The sequence below is a fragment of the Microbacterium gorillae genome, assembly GCF_050990725.1.
GTDB classification, from domain to species: domain Bacteria; phylum Actinomycetota; class Actinomycetes; order Actinomycetales; family Microbacteriaceae; genus Microbacterium; species Microbacterium gorillae_A.
Genome location: NZ_CP158844.1, coordinates 2,256,305 through 2,279,031, shown reverse-complemented (window position 1 = coordinate 2,279,031; position 22,727 = coordinate 2,256,305). Strand labels below are relative to the sequence as shown.

The following is a 22,727-nucleotide window of genomic DNA, read 5'->3' as shown; positions in this document are numbered from 1 at the left end:
CCGCACGGCGCTTCACGCGTGCTTCGGCGGACCTGCCACGGTGCGGGCGTCACGGTGCGGGCGTCACGGTGCGGCTGCCCCATGTAGCTTGAGCCCTATCTCCGCGACGTTCCCCTCATCTCGTGAACGCACGCGAGTTTCAGCGGACGGCGTGGGTCTCGATGAACTCGCGGAGGGCCTGCTCGTCGTTGGCCATGCGCACAACGCGCTGGGGTGCGTCCATGAGCTCACGCACCGCGGCCGGCGGCTCGGGCGTCTCACCGAGGGCCTCGGCGATCGTCTCCGGGAACTTACGCGGCTTGGCCGTCTCCAGCACGAGCATCGGAACGCCGTCCTCGACGAACTCCGCCGCGACACCGGCTCCGTCGGCCGTGTGCGGGTCGATGATGACACCGCTGCGCTCGAAGACGTCACGGATCACGCGGATGCGATCTTCATGGGTGGAGGTGCCCGACGCGAAGCCGAACTCGGCAGTCAGGCGGGGCTGCTCGGCGGTGAGGTCGAACGAACCGGTCTCCGCCAGCGTCCGCCACGCACCCGCGGTGCGCTCGGCGTCGCGACCGAGCAGGTCGAAGACGAAGCGCTCCAGGTTGGAGGCCTTCGACACGTCCATCGACGGGCTGGAAGTGGCCAGCGTCTCCGCGGAGGTGCGCGGACGGTAGATGCCGGTGCGGAAGAAGTCGTCCAGCACGTTGTTCTCGTTGGAGGCGAGGACCAGACGACGCACCGGAACGCCGAGCAGCTTGGCGTAGTAGCCCGAGAGGATGTTGCCGAAGTTGCCCGACGGGACCGCGAACGACACCGCGAACGTCGCGCGATCATCCGCCGCCACAGCGTCCGTCGCGCGCAGCCACGCCCATACGTAGTAGACGATCTGCGCCGAGATGCGGCCGAAGTTGATGGAGTTGACCGCACCCAGGTGCTGCGCGTTCTTGAAGGCGAGATCCTCCGAGAGGGTCTTCACGAGGTGCTGGCAGTCGTCGAACACGCCCTCAACCGCGATATTGTGCACGTTCTCGTCCTGCAGCGAGTACATCTGCGCCCGCTGGAACGCGCTCATCCGTCCCTGCGGGGAGAGCATGAAGATGCCGATGCGGTCCCGGCCGCGGAAAGCGTACTCTGCGGCGGATCCGGTGTCGCCGGAGGTCGCGCCGAGGATGTTGAGGATGTCCTGGTTCTTCGCGAGGGCGTACTCCATCGCCTCGCCGAGGAACTGCATCGCCATGTCCTTGAAGGCCAGCGTCGGGCCCTCGGACAGTCCGACCAGCGTCATGCCCCCGCCGATGTCGGTCAGGGGGACGATGTCCTCTGCCTCGAACTTCGACCCCTCGTAGGCGGCGGCGGTCAAGCGTGCGAGATCCTCGCGCGGGATGTCCGTGGCGAACATACCGATGACCTCGGTCGCCAACTCCGGGTAGGACAGCGCGCGCCAGGACTCGAACGTCTCCGCCGAGATCGATGGAACCTCGGCGGGCACGGCCAGCCCGCCATCGGGCGCGAGGCCGGCGACGAGGACATCGGTGTACTGGCCGAGAGCGGTGCCACGGGTGGAGATGTACTGCACGGGAATCCTTCGACGGAGCGGGCGGAGGTCGTGCCTCCAGCCTAGAGGGCGTGACACCTGCCCGCCCGCCACGTGACGGCGGTCAGGGGTGCATTTCTCACGGCGGGCCACAGGTGGCCCCCGGGTGCGGCCCCGTAGAATCGACAGGTTCCATGGAGAAGGAGAGTCATGCGGATCACGGGACTGGGCCACGCCGGCATGTTCATCGAGACCACCGGGGGAAATGTCCTCTGCGACCCCTGGGTGAAGCCGGCGTTCTTCGGATCCTGGTTCCCGTTCCCGGACAACCGCGGGCTGGATTGGGAGCGCTTCGGTCGCGAGGCCGACTTCCTCTACGTTTCCCACCGCCACCGCGACCACTTCGACCCGTGGCTGCTGGAGACCTACGTCCGCAAGGACATCGAGGTGCTGCTGCCCGACTACCCGACGGACGATCTGGAGCAGGATCTCCGCAAGCTCGGCTACCACAACATCACCTACACGCAGGCCGGCGAGGTGATCGAGCGCGGCCCGCTGAAGATCATGGTGACACCGCTGCGTGCCCCCAGCGACGGCCCCATCGGCGACTCGTCCCTGTCGCTGGACGACGGCACCGCATCGATCCTGAATCAGAACGACTCGCACCCCCTCGACCTGGAGGCGCTGCTGTCGTTCGGCAAGCCGGACGCCTACTTCACGCAGTTCTCCGGCGCCATCTGGTGGCCCATGGTCTACGACCTGCCGCTGGACGCGAAGCAGAACTTCGCGCACCTCAAGCGGGAGGCGCAGCACAAGCGCGCGATGTTCTACATCGACAAGGTCGACGCGCCGCACGTCTTCCCGATGGCGGGGCCGCCGATGTTCCTGCGCGACGACGTGTTCGACTCGAACGGACTCGGCCGGAACGAGTCCGTGGGCATCTTCACCGACCAGGTCGAGTTCATCGCCCGCATGAAGGAGGAGGCGCCGAAGTACGACGGTCACGTCTTCATCCCCGGCACGGTGGTCACGATCGTCGACGGTGATGTCTCGGTCGAGCAGACGTTCTACACGCAGGACGAGATCGACCGCATGTTCGCCGACAAGTGGGGCTATCTCGAGGAGCAGCGCGCGTCGCGTCAGCAGGAGATCCGCGACGAGGAGGCCTCGCGCGCCGCCGTGCTGGAGCCTGCCGAGATGCTGGAGAAGCTGAAGGAGTGGTGGGAGCCGCTGCTGCGCCGCGCACGCATCATGCGAAACGGCGTGGGCGGACCCGTCCGCTACACGATCGGCGAGCTGGACATGGTCGTCGACTTCCCGAAGGCGAAGCTGCGCGAGTACGCGGGGGAGGAGTGCAACTTCTGGTTCCGCATCCCCGCCGATCTGGTCTCCACGAACATCGCCGACGGCGAGATCGACTGGTCCAACTCGATCTTCCTCTCGATGCAGTTCCAGACAGCCCGCATCGGCAAGTTCAACGAGTTCATCTACACCTTCATGAAGTGCTTGTCGCGGGACCGGATCGAGTACACGGAGAACTGGTACGCCGAGCAGTCCGACCAGACCGAGGACGCGCAGATCGGCGACTGGGTGGTGCAGCGGCGCTGCCCGCACCTGCGGGCCGACCTGACCAAGACCGGCAAGATCGACGAGGACGGCGTTCTCACCTGCTCCCTGCACGACTGGAAGTGGGACCTGAACACCGGGAAGTGCATCACCTCGTTCGGCCACCCGATCCGTGCGTCGAAGGCCGGGGACGACCTCACGCTCGCGGCCACCGCGCCCGCTGACCTCAGCGAGGCCTGACACCAGGCGTCATCGGTTCGATGGCGCGCGCGACCGGCGGTAGACTCGTCTCAGTCGAAAGCAACCTTTAACACCGTCCAGAGAGGCGGAGAAGGGAGCGGCCATGGGCACTCGAACTGTGCTCCACGAAGCCGACATCACGCGGGCGCTGACCCGCATCTCACACGAGGTGATCGAGTCGCATCGCGGCGTCGATGGCATCGTCCTTCTGGGTATTCCCACCCGCGGCGTCACGCTGGCGAAGCGGATGTCCGCGATCATGAGCGACATCGCCGGAGTCTCCGTTCCGGTCGGCTCCCTCGATGTCACGCTGTTCCGCGATGACCTCGCCCGCCAGCCCACGCGCTCGCCCGGCCCCACGGAGATCCCCTCCGGCGGCGTCGACGGTCGCACCGTGGTGCTCGTGGACGACGTGCTGTTCTCGGGACGCTCGATCCGTGCCGCGCTCGACGCGCTGCAGTCGATCGGACGTCCGTCGGCGGTGCGCCTGGCGATCCTCGTGGACCGTGGACACCGCGAACTGCCGATCCGTCCGGACTTCGTCGGCAAGAACCTGCCGAGCGCCCGCGAGGAGCGCGTGCACGTGCGGCTCGCCGAGATCGATGGCGTGGACGAGGTGACGATCGAGTCATGAGGCACCTTCTCGACACGCAGTCCCTGTCTCGCGAGGATGCTCTGCGCATCCTCGATGTGGCCGAAGACATGTCCGACACGCAGTCGCGCGAGATCAAGAAGCTCCCGACCCTGCGCGGCAAGACGGTGGTGAACCTGTTCTTCGAGGACTCCACGCGCACCCGCATCTCCTTCGAGGCTGCAGCCAAGCGCCTGAGCGCCGACGTCATCAACTTCGCGGCCAAGGGCTCGTCGGTGTCCAAGGGCGAGAGCCTGCAGGACACCGCGCAGACGCTCCAGGCCATCGGCGCTGACGCCGTCGTAGTCCGCCACGGCGCCTCCGGTGCACCGCGGACGCTCGCCACCAGCGGATGGATCTCCGCCGGCGTGGTGAATGCGGGTGATGGGACGCACGAGCACCCCACCCAGGCGCTGCTGGACGCGTTCACCATCCGCAAGCGCACGTTCGGCGCCGACAGCCGGGGTAAGGACCTCGCCGGGGTCCGTGTCGCGATCGTCGGTGACGTCCTGCACTCCCGGGTGGCGCGCTCGAATGTCTGGCTCCTGCACACGCTGGGTGCCGAGGTGACGCTGGTCGCCCCGCCCACCTTGCTCCCGCAGAACGTGTCCGCATGGCCGGTGACGGTGGAGTACGACCTCGACCGGGCCATCGCCGCCGCGCCCGACGCCCTCATGATGCTGCGTATCCAGTCGGAGCGCATGCATGCTGCATATTTCCCCAACGAGCGCGAGTACTCGCGGCGGTGGGGACTGGATCCGGAACGTCTGGCGCAGCTTCCCGGGGCTACGATGGTGATGCACCCCGGCCCCATGAATCGCGGCCTGGAGATCTCCGCCGCGGCGGCCGATTCACCCCGATCGACCGTCCTCGAGCAGGTCGCGAACGGCGTCGCCGTTCGAATGGCCGTGCTCTACCTGTTGCTCGCCGGAGAACGCCCCGGCGACGAACGAGAGGACCTTTCATGAACGACGCCCTGCTCATCGTCGGAGCGTCGCTGGAAGGCGGCGATCGCACCGACATCCTCGTGTCAGACGGACGCATCACCGAGGTCGGCACCGGACTCAGCGCGGCCGGTGCGCAGCGCATCGACGCCGACGGCCTCGTGGCACTCCCGGGTCTCGTCGATCTGCACACGCACCTCCGCGAGCCCGGCTACGAAGCATCCGAGACGATCCTCACGGGAACCCGCGCCGCCGCGGCCGGCGGGTTCACCGCGGTCTTCGCGATGCCGAACACCTCGCCCGTGGCCGACACCGCCGGCGTGGTGGAGCAGGAGCTCGCCCTGGGCGAGGCCGCCGGCTACACCACCGTGCAGCCGATCGGGGCTGTTACAGTCGGCCAGAAGGGCGAGCGTCTCGCCGAGCTCGGTGCGATGGCGGAGTCCCGCGCACAGGTCCGCGTCTTCAGCGATGACGGCTTCTGCGTGTTCGACCCGCTGATCATGCGCCGCGCCCTGGAGTACGTGAAGGCGTTCGACGGCGTCATCGCGCAGCACGCGCAGGACCCGCGCCTCACCGAGGGCGCGCAGATGAACGAGGGCGTCGTCTCGGCCGAGCTGGGCCTTGCCGGATGGCCCGCGGTGGCGGAGGAGTCGATCATCGCTCGCGATGTTCTGCTCGCCGAGCACGTCGGCTCGCGTCTGCACGTGTGCCACCTGTCGACGGCCGGGTCGGTGGACATCATCCGCTGGGCCAAGAAGCGGGGCATCAACGTCACCGCCGAGGTGACTCCGCATCACCTCCTGCTGACCGACGACCTCGTGCGCGGTTACGACGCGCGCTACAAGGTGAATCCGCCGCTGCGTCGCGAAGAGGACGTCCTCGCGGTGCGCGAGGGCCTGGCCGACGGGACGATCGACATCGTTGCGACCGACCACGCTCCGCACCCCGCCGAGAACAAGTCCTGTGAATGGGCAGCAGCAGCCAACGGCATGGTCGGGCTCGAGAGCGCACTGCGTGTCGTGCACCTCGCGATGGTCGAGACCGGCCTGCTCGGTTGGGACGATGTCGCGCGCGTGATGAGCCGCACGCCGGCTCGCATCGGACGTCTGAGCGGACACGGCACGCCGATCGCGGCGGGGGAGCCCGCCGAGCTCGTGCTTTACGACCCGAGCGCCGGCGGAACCTTCACCACCGACGATCTGCGTGGTCGCAGCGTGAACTCGCCCTACCTCGGTCGCGAGCTGCCCGGCAGCGTCCGGTGGACCATCCACCAGGGTGCTGCCACAGTGGCGGACGGCGTGCTGCGGGAGGTCGGAGCGTGAGCCGCGAGGGCGCCCTTCTGGTGATGATCGCGGTCGCCGTGCTCCTCATCGGCCTCATGCTCTGGGGCTGGCGACGACGAACGCGGCGAGACGCCGCGCTCATCGCGCCGGTCACCGCGATCGGCGGCGCCGAGCGGTATCAGGCATCGGGACTGTATGTGGCCACCACGGCACACGACGATGCGCTGAACCGACTCGCGATCAAGCACCTCGCCTACCGCGCTCGCGTGACGGTGAGCGTGCTCGACGATGGCGTGCGACTCGCTCTCACCGGTGAGCCCACCGTCTCCATTCCGCGCACCGCGCTGGTGTCCGTCGGCACCGCCACGGTCACGATCGACAAGGTCGTGGAGCGCGACGGACTGGTGCGCCTGGTCTGGCTCATCGCCCCTGGTCAGCCGGTGGACTCCTACATCCGCCTCCAGCAGACCTCACCCCAAGAACTCATCGCCGCGATCGACTCCCTGATCCCGGCCCCCGCATCGACTGGAACAGAAGCATGACCCTGCTCGCCCTCGACCCGGCCGTCCTCGTTCTCGAGGACGGCACCCGCCACGCCGGCAACGCCTACGGCGCGCGCGGCACGACCCTCGGTGAAGTGGTCTTCACCACCGGAATGACCGGATATCAGGAGACGATCACCGACCCCTCCTACGCGGGTCAGATCGTCCTGCAGACCGCACCGCACATCGGCAACACCGGAATGAACGGCGAGGACGACGAGTCCCGCCGCATCTGGGTGTCGGGCTACGTCGTGCGCGACGCCTCGCGCGTCGTGTCGAACTGGCGCGCCACCGGCTCGCTGGACGACTCCCTGGAGCGCGACGGCATCGTCGGCATCTCCGGCATCGACACCCGCGCCGTGACCCGCCACATCCGCTCGGCCGGCTCCATGCGCGGCGGCATCTTCTCCGGTGAGGCCGCGGGCCTCGCGCCGGAGGAGCAGCTGCGCATCGTCCGCGAAGCCCCCGAGATGGCGGGGCAGAACCTCTCCGCCGAGGTCTCGGTGACGGCCCCGACCGTCATCCCGGCCACAGGGGAGCGCCTCGGCAACCTTGCCGTGCTCGACCTCGGGGTCAAGCAGGCGACGCTGGACAACCTCGCCGCGCGCGGCTTCGACGTGCACGTGCTGCCGCAGGCGAGCACATTCGCCGACATCCAGGCGATCGACCCGGTCGCGGTGTTCTACTCCAACGGCCCCGGTGACCCCTCCGCCTCGGACGCCCAGGTGGCGGTGCTCCGCGAGGTGCTGGACGCGCGTCTGCCCTACTTCGGCATCTGCTTCGGCAACCAGCTGTTCGGCCGCGCTCTCGGTCTCGGCACCTACAAGCTGACCTTCGGTCACCGCGGCATCAACCAGCCCGTGCTCGACAAGGCCACCGGCCGGGTCGAGATCACCGCGCATAACCACGGCTTCGCGGTCGACGCCCCCGTGGAGGGGACGTTCGAGAGCCCCAACGGGTACGGACAGGTCGAGGTGAGCCACGTCGGGCTCAACGATCAGGTGGTCGAGGGCCTGCGCGCCATCGACATCCCCGCCTTCTCGGTGCAGTACCACCCCGAGGCGGCCGCCGGACCCCACGACGCCAACTACCTGTTCGACCGCTTCCGCGACCTGGTCATCGCGCACCTGAACACGAAGGACTCCGAGTAATGCCGAAGCGCGAAGACATCAATTCCGTCCTGGTCATCGGATCGGGGCCCATCGTCATCGGCCAGGCGGCCGAGTTCGACTACTCCGGAACCCAGGCGTGCCGCGTGCTGCGCGAGGAGGGCGTGCGCGTCATCCTGGTGAACTCCAACCCGGCCACGATCATGACCGACCCCGACTTCGCCGACGCGACGTACATCGAGCCGATCACCCCCGAGGTCATCGAGTCGATCATCGCGAAGGAGAAGCCCGATGCCATCCTGCCGACCCTCGGCGGTCAGACCGCGCTGAACGCGGCGATGACCCTGGACCGTCTCGGAATCCTCGAGAAGTACGGCGTGGAGCTGATCGGCGCCAAGGTCGAGGCGATCCAGAAGGGTGAGGATCGCCAGATCTTCAAGGAGCTGGTGATCGAGGCCGGTGCCGACGTCGCGGCATCGGTGATCTGCCACTCGATGGAGGACCTGCTGGCCGGTGCCGAGAAGCTCGGCTACCCGCTGGTGGTGCGCCCGTCCTTCACCATGGGCGGCCTCGGATCCGGCTTCGCGTACAACGAGGACGACCTGCGCCTGATCGGTGGCGCGGGTCTGCATGACTCGCCCACCAACGAGGTGCTCCTGGAGGAGTCCATCCTCGGCTGGAAGGAGTACGAGCTCGAGCTCATGCGTGACACCGCGGACAACACCGTGGTGATCTGCTCCATCGAGAACGTCGACCCCGTCGGCGTGCACACCGGTGACTCGATCACGGTGGCTCCGGCGCTGACGCTCACCGACCGCGAGTACCAGAAGATGCGCGACATCGGCATCGACATCATCCGCGCCGTCGGCGTGGACACCGGTGGCTGCAACATCCAGTTCGCCGTGGACCCCGACAACGGCCGCATCATCGTCATCGAGATGAACCCGCGTGTGTCGCGTTCGTCCGCGCTGGCATCGAAGGCCACCGGCTTCCCGATCGCGAAGATCGCCGCGAAGCTCGCCATCGGCTACCGCCTGGACGAGATCCCCAACGACATCACCCAGGTGACGCCGGCATCGTTCGAGCCCACCCTCGACTACGTCGTGGTCAAGGCTCCGCGCTTCGCCTTCGAGAAGTTCCCGGCGGCGGACGCCACGCTGTCCACCACCATGAAGTCGGTGGGCGAGGCGATGGCCATCGGCCGCAACTTCACCACGGCCCTGCAGAAGTCCCTGCGTTCGCTGGAGAAGCGTGGCTCGGCGTTCCACTGGGGCACCGAGGAGCGTTCCGTCGAGGAGCTGCTGGAGATCTCGAAGATCCCGACCGACGGTCGCATCGTGACCCTGCAGCAGGCGCTGCGCAAGGGCGCGACGCCGGAGCAGGCGTTCGAGGCGACCAAGATCGACCCCTGGTTCCTGGACCAGATCGTCCTGATCAACGAGGTGGCCGAGTACGTCGCCGCCGCGGCGGAGCTGGATGAGGCGACGCTGCGTCTGGCCAAGGACCATGGCTTCTCGGACGTCCAGATCGCGGAGCTGCGCGGTCTCGCCGAGGCGGACGTGCGCGCGCACCGCCACAGTATCGGCCTGCGCCCCGTGTACAAGACGGTCGACACCTGTGCCGGCGAGTTCCCCGCGCTCACGCCGTACCACTACTCGTCGTACGACACCGAGACCGAGGTGGCCGCGTCCGACCGCACCAAGGTGGTCATCATCGGCTCCGGCCCGAACCGCATCGGTCAGGGTATCGAGTTCGACTACTCCTGCGTTCACGCCTCGTTCGCCCTGGCCGACGCCGGTTACGAGACCATCATGGTCAACTGCAACCCGGAGACCGTCTCCACGGACTACGACACCTCCGACCGGCTGTACTTCGAGCCGCTGACGCTGGAGGACGTGCTGGAGATCCTGGACGCCGAGTCACAGTCGGGCACCATCCTCGGCGTCGTCTGCCAGCTCGGCGGACAGACGCCGCTGGGCCTGGCGAAGGGGATCGAGGCCGCCGGCTACACCATCCTCGGCACCAGCCCCGCCGCCATCGACGCGGCGGAGGAGCGCGGACTGTTCTCCCAGATCCTGGACGCGGCCGAGCTCGTGGCTCCGCGTCACGGCACCGCCGTCGACGCCCCGGGCGCTGTGAAGATCGCCGAGGAGATCGGCTACCCGGTGCTGGTGCGTCCGAGCTTCGTGCTCGGTGGTCGTGGCATGGAGATCGTCTACGACACCCCGAGCCTGCGCGACTACTTCGTCCGCAACGAGGGTCAGGTCGTCATCGGCGAGGGCTACCCGCTGCTCGTGGACCGCTTCCTCGACGACGCCATCGAGCTCGACGTGGACGCGCTGTTCGACGGTGAGGAGCTCTACATCGGCGGCGTCATGGAGCACCTGGAGGAGGCCGGAATCCACTCCGGCGACTCGTCCTGCACCCTGCCACCCATGTCGCTGGGGCGCTCGGACATCGATCGTGTCCGCGAGGCGACGCTGGGCATCGCACAGGGCGTCGGCGTGCGCGGCCTGCTGAACGTGCAGTTCGCGATCTCCGCAGATGTGCTCTACGTGATCGAGGCGAACCCGCGCGCCAGCCGCACTGTTCCCTTCGTGTCGAAGGCTCTGGGCATTCCGCTCGCCAAGGCCGCGGCCCGCATCATGGCGGGATCCTCCATCGCCGAGCTGAAGGCCGAGGGTCTCCTGCCGCAGAACGACGGATCGCGGGTTCCCCTGGACGCACCGGTGTCGGTGAAGGAGGCCGTGCTGCCCTTCAAGCGCTTCCGCACGAAGGACGGCCACACCGTGGACTCCGTCCTCGGTCCCGAGATGCGCTCGACCGGCGAGGTCATGGGCATCGACCGCAACTTCCCGACGGCATTCGCCAAGAGCCAGGATGCGGCCTACGGCGGCATTCCCCGCACCGGCACCGTCTTCATCTCGGTGGCCGACTCGGACAAGCGCGCCGTGCTGCTTCCGGCACACCGCCTGCAGCAGCTGGGTTACCGCCTGGTGGCGACGGAAGGCACCGCTGAGGTGCTGGCCCGCAACGGCATCGCCGTCGAGGTCGTCACCAAGTACAGCGAGACGCAGGACGGCGGCGACAAGCGCGGCGAGCGCAACATCGTCGACCTCATCAACGCCGGTGAGATCGACATCGTGGTGAACACGCCGTCCGGGATCTCCGCTCGTGCCGACGGCTACGAGATTCGCGCGGCAGCCGTTGCCGCCGACAAGGCGCTCTTCACCACGATGGCGGTCCTCGGTGCCGCGGTGACGGCGCTGGACGCCATGGGCACGCCGTTCGACGTGCGCAGCCTGCAGGAGTACGCGACCGACCGGGCGGCCCGGTGACCACCACACAGTCCTTCGGTTCCCGCGTTCGCGATGCCATCGCGACGCGGGGACCGCTGTGCGTGGGAATCGACCCGCATGACGCGCTGCTGACCGAATGGGGTCTGCCCGTCTCCGCTGCCGGAGCGCGGGAGTTTTCGCTGCGCGTGGTGGAGGCGAGTGCGGGCGAGGTCGGCATCGTGAAGCCGCAGGTGTCGTTCTTCGAGCGATACGGTGCTGCCGGGTTCGCCGTGCTGGAGGAGGTGCTGCGTGAGGCGCGTGCAGCCGGTCTGCTGGTGATCGCCGATGCGAAGCGCGGCGACATCGGCTCGACCACGGAGGGCTATGCCCAGGCGTGGCTGGCTCCCGGTGCGCCGCTGGAGAGCGATGCTCTCACGGTGAGCCCCTACCTCGGCGTGGGCGCTCTGGAGCCCGCGTTCGAGGCGGCGGCGCAGTACGGCAAGGGACTCTTCGTGCTGGCAGCGACCAGCAACCCGGAGGCGATCGCGCTGCAGAGCGCGTTCGACGCGGACGCCCGCACGGTGACCGAGCAGGTCATCGACGAGGTGTCCGAGCGCAACAGACGGACTACGGAGCCTGGGGGGTGGGGGAGCTTCGGCTTCGTCATCGGGGCGACCGTGGATCTGGCCGCGCGCGGCGTTCCCGCGCACCTGGACCCGCCCGCGCCGATTCTGGCGCCCGGGTTCGGTGCGCAGGGCGCGTTGCTGCGCGACTTGGGGGACATCTTCGGCGCCCTGGCGCCGACTGTCATCGCGAGCGAAAGCCGCGGCATCCTGCGTGCCGGCCCTCATGGCCTGATCCCCGCGATCCGCACGCGCAACGAAGAACTGGAGATCGCTCGTGGCTGAAGGCCAGCGTCCCCCCGAGGTGGATCGAATCGCGGCATCGCAGAAGGCGGTGGCCGCCCGGCGCGCTCGCGCGTCGCTGAAACGTGACCTGAGCTCACGCGTGGTCTCGCCGCAGGAGGTGCTGCGGCGTGCTCTGGAGGATCCGACCACGCCCTCGGGAACCATGCGCGTCACCGAGTTCCTCACGGCGATCCCCGCGATCGGCGTGGGCAAGCGCGACCGCATTCTGGAGGAACTCGGCATCTCCCCGGTCAAGCGCCTGGGCGGACTCGGCGCGCGTCAGCAGCGCGAGCTGCAGACGTGGCTGGACTGGCGCGTTCCGCAGGGGCGTGCACGGCACGGACGAAGCCGGCTGCTCGTCCTGGCCGGCCCCACCGCCGTCGGCAAGGGCACGGTCGCCGCGAAGATCCGGGAGGATCACCCCGACATCATGCTGTCGGTGTCCGCGACCACCCGCGCTCCGCGCCCGGGGGAGCAGGACGGAGTTCACTACTTTTTCGTGGACGACGCGGAGTTCGACCGGATGATCGCGGCGGGCGAGCTGCTGGAGTGGGCCACCGTCCACAACAAGCACCGCTACGGAACGCCGCGCGGTCCGATCGAGAAGGCGCTGGCAGAGGGTCACAAGGTCCTGCTCGAGATCGACCTGCAGGGCGCCCGCCAGGTGCGCGACAACGACCCCAGCGCCACGCTGGTGTTCCTGCTGCCGCCGTCGTGGGACGAGCTGGTGAACCGGCTGGTCGGCCGCGGCACCGAGGACGCCGAGGAACGCGCCCGTCGACTGCGCACCGCCAAGACCGAGCTGGCCTTCCAGAATGAGTTCGACTTCCGTGTCGTGAACGAGGATGTCGCCACGGCGGCGCGCGAGGTCGTAGACTTGTACGAGGCACCGGCGCGCTGATATTTTCGCGCGCCCACCAACGCATTACGCATCCGTCGCCGCATCCAGGAGGTTTGCCATGGCCGGACACAACGGCGGGATCATCGATCCCCCCATCGACAACCTGCTCAACAAGGTCGACTCGAAGTACCAGCTCGTGATCTACGCGTCCAAGCGCGCGCGTCAGATCAACGACTACTACTCCGACCTGCAGGAGGGCAACCTCTTCGACAACGTCGGCCCGCTGGTCGACTCGTCGGTGGAGGACAAGCCGCTCACCATCGCCCTGCACGAGATCAACGAGGACAAGCTGCGCCTGCGCGCCGCTGAGTAAGTCATCGTATTGCCCGCCGTCTCGGAATGTCCGTGACGGCGGGCATACTCGTTTCCCGACCCTTCCCATCCCCCCGACCGCTCGGAGTCACGATGACCGACCTTCGCCTGTTCACCTCGGAATCCGTCACGGAGGGGCACCCCGACAAGATCTGCGACCAGATCTCCGATGCCATCCTCGATGACCTGCTGCGCCAGGATCCGGGAGCGAAAGTCGCGGTGGAGACCATGGTCACCACGGGGCTCGTGCACGTCGCGGGGGAGGTGCGCACCGACTCGTACTCCGACATCACGGGGATCGTGCGCCAGGTGATCACCGACATCGGCTATCGCTCCAGCGACACCGGATTCGACGGTGACTCGTGCGGCGTCTCGATCTCCGTCGGCGAGCAGTCCAGCGACATCCACGCCGGGGTGAGCACGGCGTTGGAGGCGCGCGAGGGCTCGGGGGACCTCCGCGACGAGCAGGGCGCGGGCGATCAGGGCATCATGTTCGGCTTCGCCACGAACGAGACGCCGCAGCTGATGCCGGCCGCCTCGTGGATCTCGCACCGGATGGCGGAGCGACTGGCGGCGGTGCGTCACGAGGGCGAGCTCATCCCGTGGCTGCGCCCCGACGGCAAGACCCAGGTGACCCTGGGATACGACGGCTTCACGCCGAAGACCGTGGAGGCGGTCGTGCTCTCCACCCAGCACGGCCCCGAGATCTCGCAGGAGGCGCTCCGCGACCTCGTCAAGCAGCACGTGATCGATCCCGTGCTCGCCGAGTCCGGACTCGACATCTCCGACTACCAGCTCTACTTCAACCCGGCAGGTCCGTTCGTGATCGGCGGCCCGAAGGGCGACGCCGGTCTCACCGGACGCAAGATCATCGTGGACACCTATGGCGGAGCATCTCGCCATGGCGGTGGCGCCTTCAGCGGCAAGGACCCGTCCAAGGTCGACCGCTCCGCGGCGTACGCGATGCGCTGGGTGGCCAAGAACGCGGTGGCTGCGGGTCTCGCGGAGCGCCTCGAGGTGCAGGTGGCCTACGCCATCGGCAAGGCTGCTCCCGTGGGTCTGTACGTCGAGACCTTCGGCACCGGCGCAGTGGCGGACGACGTCATCACCCGCGCGATCTCGCAGACCTTCGATCTGCGTCCCGCCGCCATCATCGAGGACCTCGACCTGCTTCGTCCGATCTACCGGCGTACGGCCGCCTACGGTCACTTCGGTCGGGAGCTGCCCGACTTCACGTGGGAGCGCACCGACCGGGTGGACGACCTGCGTCGCGCCGCCGGCCTCTGAGCGCAGCCGAAATGACCCGGAGCGCTCCGCGCCCGATCGCCCGGGTGCTGATCGATTCGCCGCTTCCCCAGCTGGATCGGCTGTTCGACTATGCCGTTCCGTCGGAACTGGAGCAGGCCGCCCGGCCCGGAGTGCGGGTGCGCGTCCCGCTGCGCTCGGTCGGGCGAGTGGTCGACGGCTTCATCGTGGAGCTGGGCGTGGAGGAGGCGGCGGAACGCGCGCTCTCCGACATCGAGGAGGTCGTCTCCGACGCCGTTGTGATGCCCGCGCGGTTGTACGCTCTGGCGCGACGCGTGGCGGATCGGGCAGCGGGATCCGTCAGCGACATCCTGCGGCTGGCGATCCCGAAGCGGCAGGTGCGCGTGGAGAAGGCGTGGCTCGCGAATCGCGCGGATTCTGTGCCCGGAGCTCCTGCGGACGAATACTCCGCAGGCTGGGATTCCGTTGGCGCGCAGGCTCGGGCGACGGAGATCCTGAGCGCGTTTCCCGGTCTGACCGAGGGTCTGCGAGAGCAGCAGCGGATCGTGGTCGACGCACCGGCGCGTCCGGAAGCCGTCGCCGGCGGGCAGTCGGTCTCCGCCGGAATGGTGCTGCTCGCGGCTGCCGCAACAGAGATGCTCGCCGCCGGGCGCAGCAGCGTGCTCGTCGTGCCCGACTACCGCGATCAGGATGCGCTCGAACTGGCGTTGGCGGAATTCGTTCCCCGAGAACTCGTGGTGCGTGTGGATGCACGCCAGACGGGGCCCGAGCGCTATCGCGCGTTCCTTCGCACGCTGGACGAAGCTCCCTGCATCGTCATCGGCAATCGCTCGGCCGTCTACGCCCCGGTGGAGGCCGGTCTCGTCGCGATCTGGGATGACGGCGATGCGCTGCTCGACGAGCCGTTGGCACCGTATGTGCACGCCCGAGACGCGGCGCTCGTGCGGCAGGAGCTGTTCGGCCATGGGCTGCTGTTCATCGGTCATACCCGATCCGCGGACACTGAGCGGTTGGTCGGACTCGGCTATCTGCGCGAGATCGTCGCTGCGCGGCGGTACGCACCACGAGTGATCCTGTCCTCCACGACGCAGGGGGAGCGGCCCGGGACGCGCGTGCCGTCGGCCGCCTTCCGCGCCGCCCGCGAGGCTCTGGAGCACGGGCCGGTACTGGTGCAGGTCGCCCGTCCCGGATATGCGCCGGTGCTGGTGTGCGCGGACTGCCGCACGGCCGCACGGTGCACGCACTGTTCCGGTCCGCTGTTCGCCGCGTCCCGCGGAGCAGCCCCGGTCTGTCGCTGGTGCGGTCGCACCGCTCACGGCTGGCGCTGCGGCAACTGCGACTCGGACCGCGTGCGTCTCGCATCGTCCGGCTCGGAGCGCACCGCCGACGAGCTGGGGCGAGCCTTCGCTGACACGCGGGTGATCATCGCCGACGGTGATCATCTCGTGGAGCGAGTGGACTCTCGCCCGGCGCTGGTCGTGGCCACTCGCGGTGCCGAACCGCGTGCCGACGGCGGCTACGCCGCCGTGCTCCTGCTGGACGGCGACCGCATGCTGATGGCGGATGACCTCCGGATCGCGGAGTCGTGTCTGCGCTGGTGGTCAAATGCGGCGGCCCTCGCCGCCCCCGGCGCACCGGTTCACCTCGTCGGTGTCACCGGCGCTGTCGCGCGGGCACTGGCCACGTGGACCCAACCGGCGTTCGCGCGGTCGGAGATCGCCGAGCGCGTCCCGCTGCATATGCCGCCCGCATCGCGCGTCGCGGTCATCGAGGGGGATCCGGACGCCGTCGATGAGGCTCTGCGCGTGCTTCGCGACGAAGTCCCCACGCTGCCCCCCGACGCGGTGATCGGTCCGGTGCGAGCCGATGAAGACGACACCCCCCGCTCGCGCGCCCTACTGCGCTTCGAGTACGGTGTCGGAGCCGCCGTCGCCGCCTCGCTGCGCGGCAGCGTCGTCAGTGCAGCACTTCGCGGCCGACGCGGTCGGAACCGCAACATCCGTGCCACCACTCTCCGTGTGCGACTCGACGTCGCCGATCCCCAACTGTGAGGAACGCCATGCGCATCGTCTTCGCCGGAACACCCGAGGCCGCCGTGCCCGCCCTTCGCGCCCTGGCTGCATCCGACCATGAGGTCGCGCTCGTCGTCACGCGCCCCGATGCGCCGCTCGGACGCAAGCGCGTGCTCACGCCGTCGCCCGTGGCCGCTGTGGCGGAGGAGCTGGGCCTCCCGGTGCTGAAGGCCGCGCGCCTGGATGCTGACATCACGGCGACGATCCTCGCGACGGCCGCCGACCTCGGCGTCATCGTCGCCTACGGCGGCCTGGTGCGCGAGCCGCTGCTCACGGGGCTGGGCGCCGGGTGGGTGAACCTGCACTTCTCCCTGCTGCCGAAGTGGCGCGGTGCTGCGCCGGTGCAGCGGGCGTTGATCGCCGGCGAGGCCGAGCTGGGCTGGGCGGTGTTCCAGCTCGTGGCCGAACTCGACGCTGGGGCGGTTTACCGCCAGGAGCCGTACACGCCGGAACCCGACGCCACCGCGGCCGACGCACTGCGCGCGCTTGCCGAGATCGGCGCCGAGGCGTTGCCGGAGATCGTCACGGCGATCGGCGAGGGCGCCACGCCCGTGGAGCAGGTCGGCGAGCCGAGCTACGCGCACAAGCTCACACTGGTGGACGGCCTCCTGGATCCCGACGCGGGAGCGGAAGCAGTCTTCGCACGCTACCGCGGAGTCACCCCGGAGCCCGGTGCCCACGTTCGCGTAGGTGGCGCGACGCTGAAGGTCGCTGAGCTGGCGCGAGTGGAGGCCGATATCGAGATCCCCGCCGGCACGATCCGGATGGAGGCGAAGCGGGTGCTTCTGGGCACTGTGGACCGACCCGTCCAGCTGGTGCGCGTGCAGCCGGCGGGTAAGCAGGAGATGGCGGCCGGAGACTGGTGGCGAGGTCTGCGCCTCGACGAGCTCCATGTAGACCCGGCCACCATGGACACCGACTCTGAAACCGAAGGAACCACGCGATGACTGGTATCTCACCCGCTCGACTCGTCGCATATGACGTCCTTCGCGCGGTCTCCGGCTCCGACGCCTATGCCAACCTGCTGCTGCCCACCGCGATCTCCCGCGCCGGTCTGTCCGGATCGGACGCGGGACTGGCGACAGAGCTCACCTACGGCACGCTGCGCCGTCAGGGAACCTATGACGCGGTGATCGAGATCGCGGCGGATCGTTCTGTCACCCACATCAAGCCTGAGGTGCTGGATGCGCTCCGCCTCGCCGTGCACCAGCTCTTCGCCACGCGGGTCGCGACGCATGCGGCCGTGAACGAGTCGGTGGAGATCGCCCGCACCGCCGGCGGGCCCAAGGCCGCCGGGTTCGCGAACGCCGTGCTGCGGCGCATCTCCGCCGACGACGCCGAGACGTGGATTGCGCGACTGGAGGATCGGTCACGCAGCGACGACGAGCGTCTCGCGGTCACGAGCTCTCATCCGGTGTGGATTCTCCGCGCGATGCGTCGTGCGCTGAAGGCGGAGGGACGCGAGGACGAGCTTCTCGACCTGCTGGCGGCAGATAACGCCTCGCCGGCGGTCACGCTGTCCGCGCTGCCGGGGCTCGCCGAGATCCCCACAGACGCCGAGCCGACGCCGTATTCGCCGATCGGATTCCGTCACGCCGGTGGTGCGCCGGATCCTATCGTGCGCGGTTCCGGGGGACGACTGCGCGTGCAGGACGAGGGCTCGCAGCTCGTGGCGCTCGCACTGGCCGGGCTGGAGGGATCCGGAGCGGGGGAGCGCTGGCTGGACCTCTGTGCGGGGCCCGGTGGCAAGACGGCTCTGCTCGCCGCTCGGGCGCTCGAGGTCGGCGCGACGTTGGACGCCAACGAGATCACGCCGGCGCGCGCGGGACTCGTGCGCCAGGCGATCGCGGGTGTTCCGCTCGGCGTCATGGTGCACGAGGAGGACGGACGACACTATGCCGCCGCGCACGCCGAGACGTACGACCGGATTCTCGTGGATGCGCCGTGCACCGGGCTCGGCGCCCTCCGGCGTCGTCCGGAGGCGCGCTGGCGCAAATCGCCGGCCGATGTCGGAGACCTCGTTCCGCTGCAGACCGAGTTGCTGGATGCCGCGCTTCGCGCACTGAAGCCGGGCGGTGTGGTCGCATACGTCACCTGCTCGCCGCATCTCGCGGAAACGGCCGGAGTCGTCGCCGATGTGCAGCGCACCTGGGGCGGGGCCGTGGAGGAACTCGACGCCCGTGCCGCGCTCCAGCACGTTTCGCGGGGCGAACTCGATTTGCCAGCACCGGCCGACGGCTCCGGTCACGCGCAGCTCTGGCCGCATCGTCACGGCACGGACGGCATGTTCCTCGCCCTCCTGCGTCGCCGCGCATGAGTGCTGGACATAATGGGACGGTGAGCGACGTGCGTATCAACCCCAGCATCCTGGCCGCCGACTTCGTGAACATGCAGGCCGAGCTCGCCCGCATCGCAACTGCGGACTTCGTGCACGTCGATGTGATGGACAACCATTTCGTCCCGAACCTCACTTTCGGCACGCAGATGGTGGAGCGCATCCAGGCCACCAGCCCCGTGCCGCTGGATGTGCATCTCATGATCAGCGATGCGGATCGGTGGGCCCCGGCCTACGCCGAGCTGGGAGCTGCGAGCGTCACATTCCATCTCGAGGCCGCCGGTGCGCCGGTGACCCTGGCACGACGGCTGCGGGACATCGGCTCGCGCGCCGGCGTCGCGGTGAAGCCGACCACGCCGGTCGAACCCCTGTTCGACGTCCTCGACGAGTTCGACCAGATCCTCGTCATGACGGTGGACCCGGGCTTCGGCGGTCAGGCGTTCATGGCCGATCAGATGGCGAAACTCGCGCGACTGGCGCACGAAGCCGGTCGCCGAGGATCCCAGGTGTGGCTGCAGGTGGATGGTGGGATCTCTGAATCCACCATCGAACAGGCGGCGGCAGCCGGTGCCGACACGTTCGTGGCGGGCTCCGCGGTCTTCGGCGCAGACGACCCGGCGAACGCCATCGCGGCCCTCCGCACCGCCGCGGGGCGTCACACGCACTCGCGCACCCGGTAGCCTGGACGGGTGAAGAGTTTCGACGACCTGTTCGGTGAACTGACCGCGAAGGCAGAGGCGGGGGAGCCCGGTTCGCGCACGGTGGAGCTTCTGAACGGCGGCGTCCATACCATCGGCAAGAAGATCGTCGAGGAAGCGGCGGAGGCCTGGATGGCCGCCGAATACGAATCCGACGACGACACTGCGCTCGAGATCTCGCAGCTGCTGTACCACGCGCAGGTCCTGATGATCGCCAAGGGGCTCACCCTGGCCGACGTCTACCGCCACCTCTGAACCTCCCCACCTGAAAGCGATTCATGCTTCGCATCGCCGTGCCCAACAAGGGCGCACTGTCCGAGACCGCATCCGCCATGCTCGCCGAGGCCGGGTACGCCGGTCGCCGCGACCCCAAGAGCCTCCACCTCATCGACCCGGACAACGAGGTCGAGTTCTTCTTCCTGCGTCCGCGGGACATCGCCACCTATGTCGGATCGGGTGCCCTCGATGTCGGCATCACGGGTCGTGACCTGCTGCTGGATTCCGGCAGCGAGGCCACCGAGATCCAGGAGCTCGGCTTCGCCCGCTCCACCTTTCGCTTCGCCGCACGCCCCGGGCGCTTCACCACGCTGGAAGACCTGAACGGCGTCCGGATCGCCAGCGCCTACGCGGGCCTGGTGCGCTCGTACCTCGCCGAAAAGGGCATCGACGTGACTGTCGTCCCGCTGGACGGCGCCGTCGAGTCCGCCGTCGAGCTCGGTGTGGCGGACGCGATCGCGGACGTCGTCGAGACCGGCACCACGCTCCGCGCGGCGGGCCTGGAGATCTTCGGTCCCGTCATGCTGGAGTCCGAGGCGGTCCTCATCTCCTCACCCGCCGGTGCAGAGGGAGTGGACACGCTGCTTCGTCGCCTGCGCGGTGTGATGATCGCGCGTCGCTACGTGCTGGTCGACTACGACCTGCCGGCCAACCTGGTCGACGAGGCCGTGGCGATCGCCCCCGGACGCGAGTCCCCGACGATCTCCCCGCTGCAGGACCCCGCCTGGGTGGCCGTGCGCGTCATGGTGCCGCGCAAGGGCATGAACCTCATGATGGACAAGCTCTACGCGATCGGCGCGCGCGCCATCCTGGTGAGCGCGATCGAGGCGGCGCGACTCTGATGACCGTCACCACCCGCGTCATTCCGTGTCTCGACGTCGCTGACGGCAAGGTCGTCAAGGGCGTCAACTTCGAGAACCTCCGCGAGATGGGCGACCCGGTCGAACTGGCCGCGCGCTACTTCGAGCAGGGCGCCGACGAGATCACCTTCCTCGATGTGACGGCGACCGTCGACGAGCGCACCACCACCTACGACGTGGTGCGTCGCACGGCTGAGCAGGTGTTCATCCCGCTCACCGTGGGCGGTGGTATCCGCTCTGCGGAGGACGTCGCACGTCTACAGGGTGTCGGTGCCGACAAGATCGGCGTGAACTCCGCCGCCATCGCGCGTCCCGAGCTGATCAGCGAGATCGCCGACCGCTTCGGTTCGCAGGTGCTGGTCCTGTCGCTGGATGTGAAGCGCTCGGCGGCCACGACATCGGGGTTCGTCGTCACGACCCACGGCGGTCGCACCGAGACCACCCTGGACGCCCTCGCCTGGGCGCGCGAAGCCATCGAACGCGGCGCGGGCGAACTGCTGGTCAACTCGATCGATGCCGACGGCACGCGCGAGGGCTTCGATCTCGAACTGGTTCGCCTCATGCGTGAGCTGTCCTCGGTGCCGGTGATCGCCTCCGGCGGTGCAGGTGCCGTGGAGCACTTCGCACCCGCGGTGCGGGCCGGCGCGGACGCCGTGCTCGCGGCCAGCGTCTTCCACACGGGCGCGATGACGGTTGGCGATGTGAAGGACGCGCTGCGCTCCGAGGGAGTGCTGGTCCGATGAGCGAGCTGTATCCCCAGGTCGCTTTCAACGCAGACGGCCTGGTGCCCGTGATCGTGCAGCAGTACGACACCCGCGAGGTGCTCATGCTGGCGTGGATGAACGAGACATCGCTGCAGCTCACGCTGACCGAGGGTCGCGCCGTCTACTGGTCGCGATCCCGCAAGGAGCTGTGGCGCAAGGGTGACACGTCCGGACACACCCAGGCCGTGCACGCCGTCTCCTACGACTGCGACGGCGACACGCTGCTGATGCTCGTCGACCAGACCGGCGCCGCCTGCCACACCGGCTCGCGCACCTGCTTCGATGACCGGTTCCTGCCCCTGACGTCCGGAGCGGCGTCATGATCGAGCGCGCGCGCTCGACCTCTGTGCTCGCGATCCTCCTCGGCGGCGCGCTCGGACTGATCGCCGCGACCCAGACATGGCTGAACGTGATCGTCGATGACGGCGCGAATCAGGCGCTGGCGGTGACCGGCTCAGCGGCGCTCCCGCTGCTGACTCCGCTGAGCCTGGCCGCGATGGCCCTGGGCGTCGTGCTTTCGCTGGCCGGGCGCGTGCTGCGCTACGTGTTCGGCGTCATCGCCGTGCTCATCGGCGCTGCGCTGCTGGCGCAGACCGTTCCCCTCCTCACCGGTGTGCCGCTGGCGGCAGTCGCTCCCGCAATCACGAAGGCCACCGGTATCTCCGGTGACGACGCCGTGTCGACACTCATCGGCTCGGTGTCCCTCACGGCCTGGCCGATCGTGGCACTCGCGGCGTGGATTCTGCTCGTCGTGGCGGGTGGCTTCGTGCTCTTCACCGCGTCGCGGTGGCGGACCGGGAGCTCGCGATACCGAACCGGTGGCGCGCAGCACCACGGCGATGGACCGCTGGACGCGGTCGACAGCTGGGATGAACTGAGCCGCGGAGACGACCCCACGTCCTGATCCACCGACCCACCGCGGATTCCTGTTCGCTGGTGGGGACTCGATACACTGAACCGAACACCCGTTTTCCTGGAGGAGATTTCCATGAGCAACCCCATCGCTGACCCCGGCCACGGACACTCGCCCGCGGCGTGGACCGCAGTGGTGATCATGCTCCTCGCCTTCACGCTGGGAACCATCTTCTTCGCACTGGACGTGCCTGTCGGCGTCTGGGCGTCGGCCGGTCTCCTGGTGGTCGGATGGATCGTCGGCTGGGCGATGGCGAAGGCCGGTTACGGCGTGAAGGGCCCGAAGTACGTCGCGAAGCAGCACTGAT

22 protein-coding genes are annotated in these 22,727 nt (G+C 68.7%); 21 read left to right on the top strand and 1 reads right to left on the bottom strand.

Features of this window, described 5'->3' with window-relative positions:
• Window positions 1-139: 139 nt before the first annotated feature.
• On the bottom strand, window positions 140-1,564 hold the full coding sequence (gene thrC / locus ABTV68_RS10305) for a threonine synthase (protein WP_433673572.1): 1,425 nt from the start codon (window positions 1,562-1,564) through the stop codon (window positions 140-142).
• 168 nt (window positions 1,565-1,732) lie between these two features.
• On the opposite strand from thrC, the gene ABTV68_RS10300 reads away from it, so the two are divergent.
• The 21 genes from ABTV68_RS10300 (at window position 1,733) to ABTV68_RS10200 (ending at window position 22,726) form a co-directional block, all read left to right on the top strand.
• On the top strand, window positions 1,733-3,328 hold the full coding sequence (locus ABTV68_RS10300) for a Rieske 2Fe-2S domain-containing protein (RefSeq protein ID WP_433673571.1): 1,596 nt from the start codon (window positions 1,733-1,735) through the stop codon (window positions 3,326-3,328).
• Window positions 3,329-3,431: 103 nt separating this feature from the next.
• Window positions 3,432-3,962 carry a bifunctional pyr operon transcriptional regulator/uracil phosphoribosyltransferase PyrR gene (gene pyrR / locus ABTV68_RS10295; RefSeq protein ID WP_433673570.1) on the top strand — a complete coding sequence of 177 codons (531 nt, stop codon included), beginning with the start codon at window positions 3,432-3,434 and terminating at the stop codon, window positions 3,960-3,962.
• On the top strand, window positions 3,959-4,927 hold the full coding sequence (locus tag ABTV68_RS10290; RefSeq protein ID WP_433673569.1) for an aspartate carbamoyltransferase catalytic subunit: 969 nt from the start codon (window positions 3,959-3,961) through the stop codon (window positions 4,925-4,927). The genes pyrR and ABTV68_RS10290 overlap by 4 nt, the downstream gene beginning before the upstream one ends.
• Complete coding sequence (locus tag ABTV68_RS10285; RefSeq protein WP_433673568.1) at window positions 4,924-6,225, top strand: dihydroorotase; 1,302 nt, start codon at window positions 4,924-4,926, stop codon at window positions 6,223-6,225. The genes ABTV68_RS10290 and ABTV68_RS10285 overlap by 4 nt, the downstream gene beginning before the upstream one ends.
• On the top strand, window positions 6,222-6,728 hold the full coding sequence (locus ABTV68_RS10280) for a hypothetical protein (RefSeq protein ID WP_433673567.1): 507 nt from the start codon (window positions 6,222-6,224) through the stop codon (window positions 6,726-6,728). The genes ABTV68_RS10285 and ABTV68_RS10280 overlap by 4 nt, the downstream gene beginning before the upstream one ends.
• Window positions 6,725-7,879 carry a glutamine-hydrolyzing carbamoyl-phosphate synthase small subunit gene (gene carA / locus ABTV68_RS10275; RefSeq protein ID WP_433673566.1) on the top strand — a complete coding sequence of 385 codons (1,155 nt, stop codon included), beginning with the start codon at window positions 6,725-6,727 and terminating at the stop codon, window positions 7,877-7,879. The genes ABTV68_RS10280 and carA overlap by 4 nt, the downstream gene beginning before the upstream one ends.
• A complete protein-coding gene (gene carB / locus ABTV68_RS10270) occupies window positions 7,879-11,175 on the top strand; it encodes a carbamoyl-phosphate synthase large subunit (RefSeq protein WP_433673565.1) in 3,297 nt (1,098 codons plus the stop codon). Before carA ends, carB begins: the two co-directional genes overlap by 1 nt.
• A complete protein-coding gene (gene pyrF, locus ABTV68_RS10265; protein WP_433673564.1) occupies window positions 11,172-12,023 on the top strand; it encodes an orotidine-5'-phosphate decarboxylase in 852 nt (283 codons plus the stop codon). Before carB ends, pyrF begins: the two co-directional genes overlap by 4 nt.
• Window positions 12,016-12,924: a guanylate kinase gene (gene gmk, locus ABTV68_RS10260; RefSeq protein ID WP_433673563.1), complete on the top strand. Its 909-nt coding sequence runs from the start codon at window positions 12,016-12,018 to the stop codon at window positions 12,922-12,924. Before pyrF ends, gmk begins: the two co-directional genes overlap by 8 nt.
• Window positions 12,925-12,982: 58 nt before the next feature.
• Window positions 12,983-13,237: a DNA-directed RNA polymerase subunit omega gene (rpoZ, locus tag ABTV68_RS10255; RefSeq protein ID WP_231090195.1), complete on the top strand. Its 255-nt coding sequence runs from the start codon at window positions 12,983-12,985 to the stop codon at window positions 13,235-13,237.
• A gap of 92 nt (window positions 13,238-13,329) precedes the next feature.
• Window positions 13,330-14,523, top strand: coding sequence for a methionine adenosyltransferase (gene metK, locus ABTV68_RS10250; RefSeq protein ID WP_433673562.1), 1,194 nt, complete (start codon window positions 13,330-13,332; stop codon window positions 14,521-14,523).
• Between the two features lie 11 nt (window positions 14,524-14,534).
• Window positions 14,535-16,553 (top strand): primosomal protein N', encoded by a 2,019-nt coding sequence (locus ABTV68_RS10245; RefSeq protein ID WP_433673561.1) that lies wholly within the window; start codon window positions 14,535-14,537, stop codon window positions 16,551-16,553.
• 8 nt (window positions 16,554-16,561) lie between these two features.
• Window positions 16,562-17,521, top strand: a complete 960-nt coding sequence (locus tag ABTV68_RS10240; protein ID WP_433677531.1) for a methionyl-tRNA formyltransferase — start codon at window positions 16,562-16,564, stop codon at window positions 17,519-17,521.
• Entirely contained in the window at window positions 17,518-18,891 is a 1,374-nt protein-coding gene (locus tag ABTV68_RS10235) for an RsmB/NOP family class I SAM-dependent RNA methyltransferase (RefSeq protein WP_433677530.1), read from the top strand. The genes ABTV68_RS10240 and ABTV68_RS10235 overlap by 4 nt, the downstream gene beginning before the upstream one ends.
• Window positions 18,888-19,589 carry a ribulose-phosphate 3-epimerase gene (rpe, locus tag ABTV68_RS10230; RefSeq protein ID WP_433677529.1) on the top strand — a complete coding sequence of 234 codons (702 nt, stop codon included), beginning with the start codon at window positions 18,888-18,890 and terminating at the stop codon, window positions 19,587-19,589. The genes ABTV68_RS10235 and rpe overlap by 4 nt, the downstream gene beginning before the upstream one ends.
• Window positions 19,590-19,598: 9 nt before the next feature.
• Window positions 19,599-19,862, top strand: coding sequence for a phosphoribosyl-ATP diphosphatase (locus ABTV68_RS10225; protein WP_404922532.1), 264 nt, complete (start codon window positions 19,599-19,601; stop codon window positions 19,860-19,862).
• A 23-nt stretch (window positions 19,863-19,885) separates the two neighbouring features.
• Window positions 19,886-20,725: an ATP phosphoribosyltransferase gene (gene hisG, locus ABTV68_RS10220; RefSeq protein ID WP_433677528.1), complete on the top strand. Its 840-nt coding sequence runs from the start codon at window positions 19,886-19,888 to the stop codon at window positions 20,723-20,725.
• On the top strand, window positions 20,725-21,486 hold the full coding sequence (gene hisF, locus ABTV68_RS10215; RefSeq protein ID WP_433677527.1) for an imidazole glycerol phosphate synthase subunit HisF: 762 nt from the start codon (window positions 20,725-20,727) through the stop codon (window positions 21,484-21,486). The genes hisG and hisF overlap by 1 nt, the downstream gene beginning before the upstream one ends.
• The gene (hisI, locus tag ABTV68_RS10210; RefSeq protein WP_433677526.1) at window positions 21,483-21,830 is read left to right on the top strand and encodes a phosphoribosyl-AMP cyclohydrolase; all 348 of its coding nucleotides are present in this window, start codon (window positions 21,483-21,485) and stop codon (window positions 21,828-21,830) included. The genes hisF and hisI overlap by 4 nt, the downstream gene beginning before the upstream one ends.
• Window positions 21,827-22,411, top strand: a complete 585-nt coding sequence (locus tag ABTV68_RS10205; RefSeq protein WP_433677525.1) for a Trp biosynthesis-associated membrane protein — start codon at window positions 21,827-21,829, stop codon at window positions 22,409-22,411. The genes hisI and ABTV68_RS10205 overlap by 4 nt, the downstream gene beginning before the upstream one ends.
• Before the next feature lie 84 nt (window positions 22,412-22,495).
• Window positions 22,496-22,726, top strand: coding sequence for a DUF6704 family protein (locus ABTV68_RS10200; RefSeq protein ID WP_433677524.1), 231 nt, complete (start codon window positions 22,496-22,498; stop codon window positions 22,724-22,726).
• Window position 22,727 lies beyond the last annotated feature (1 nt).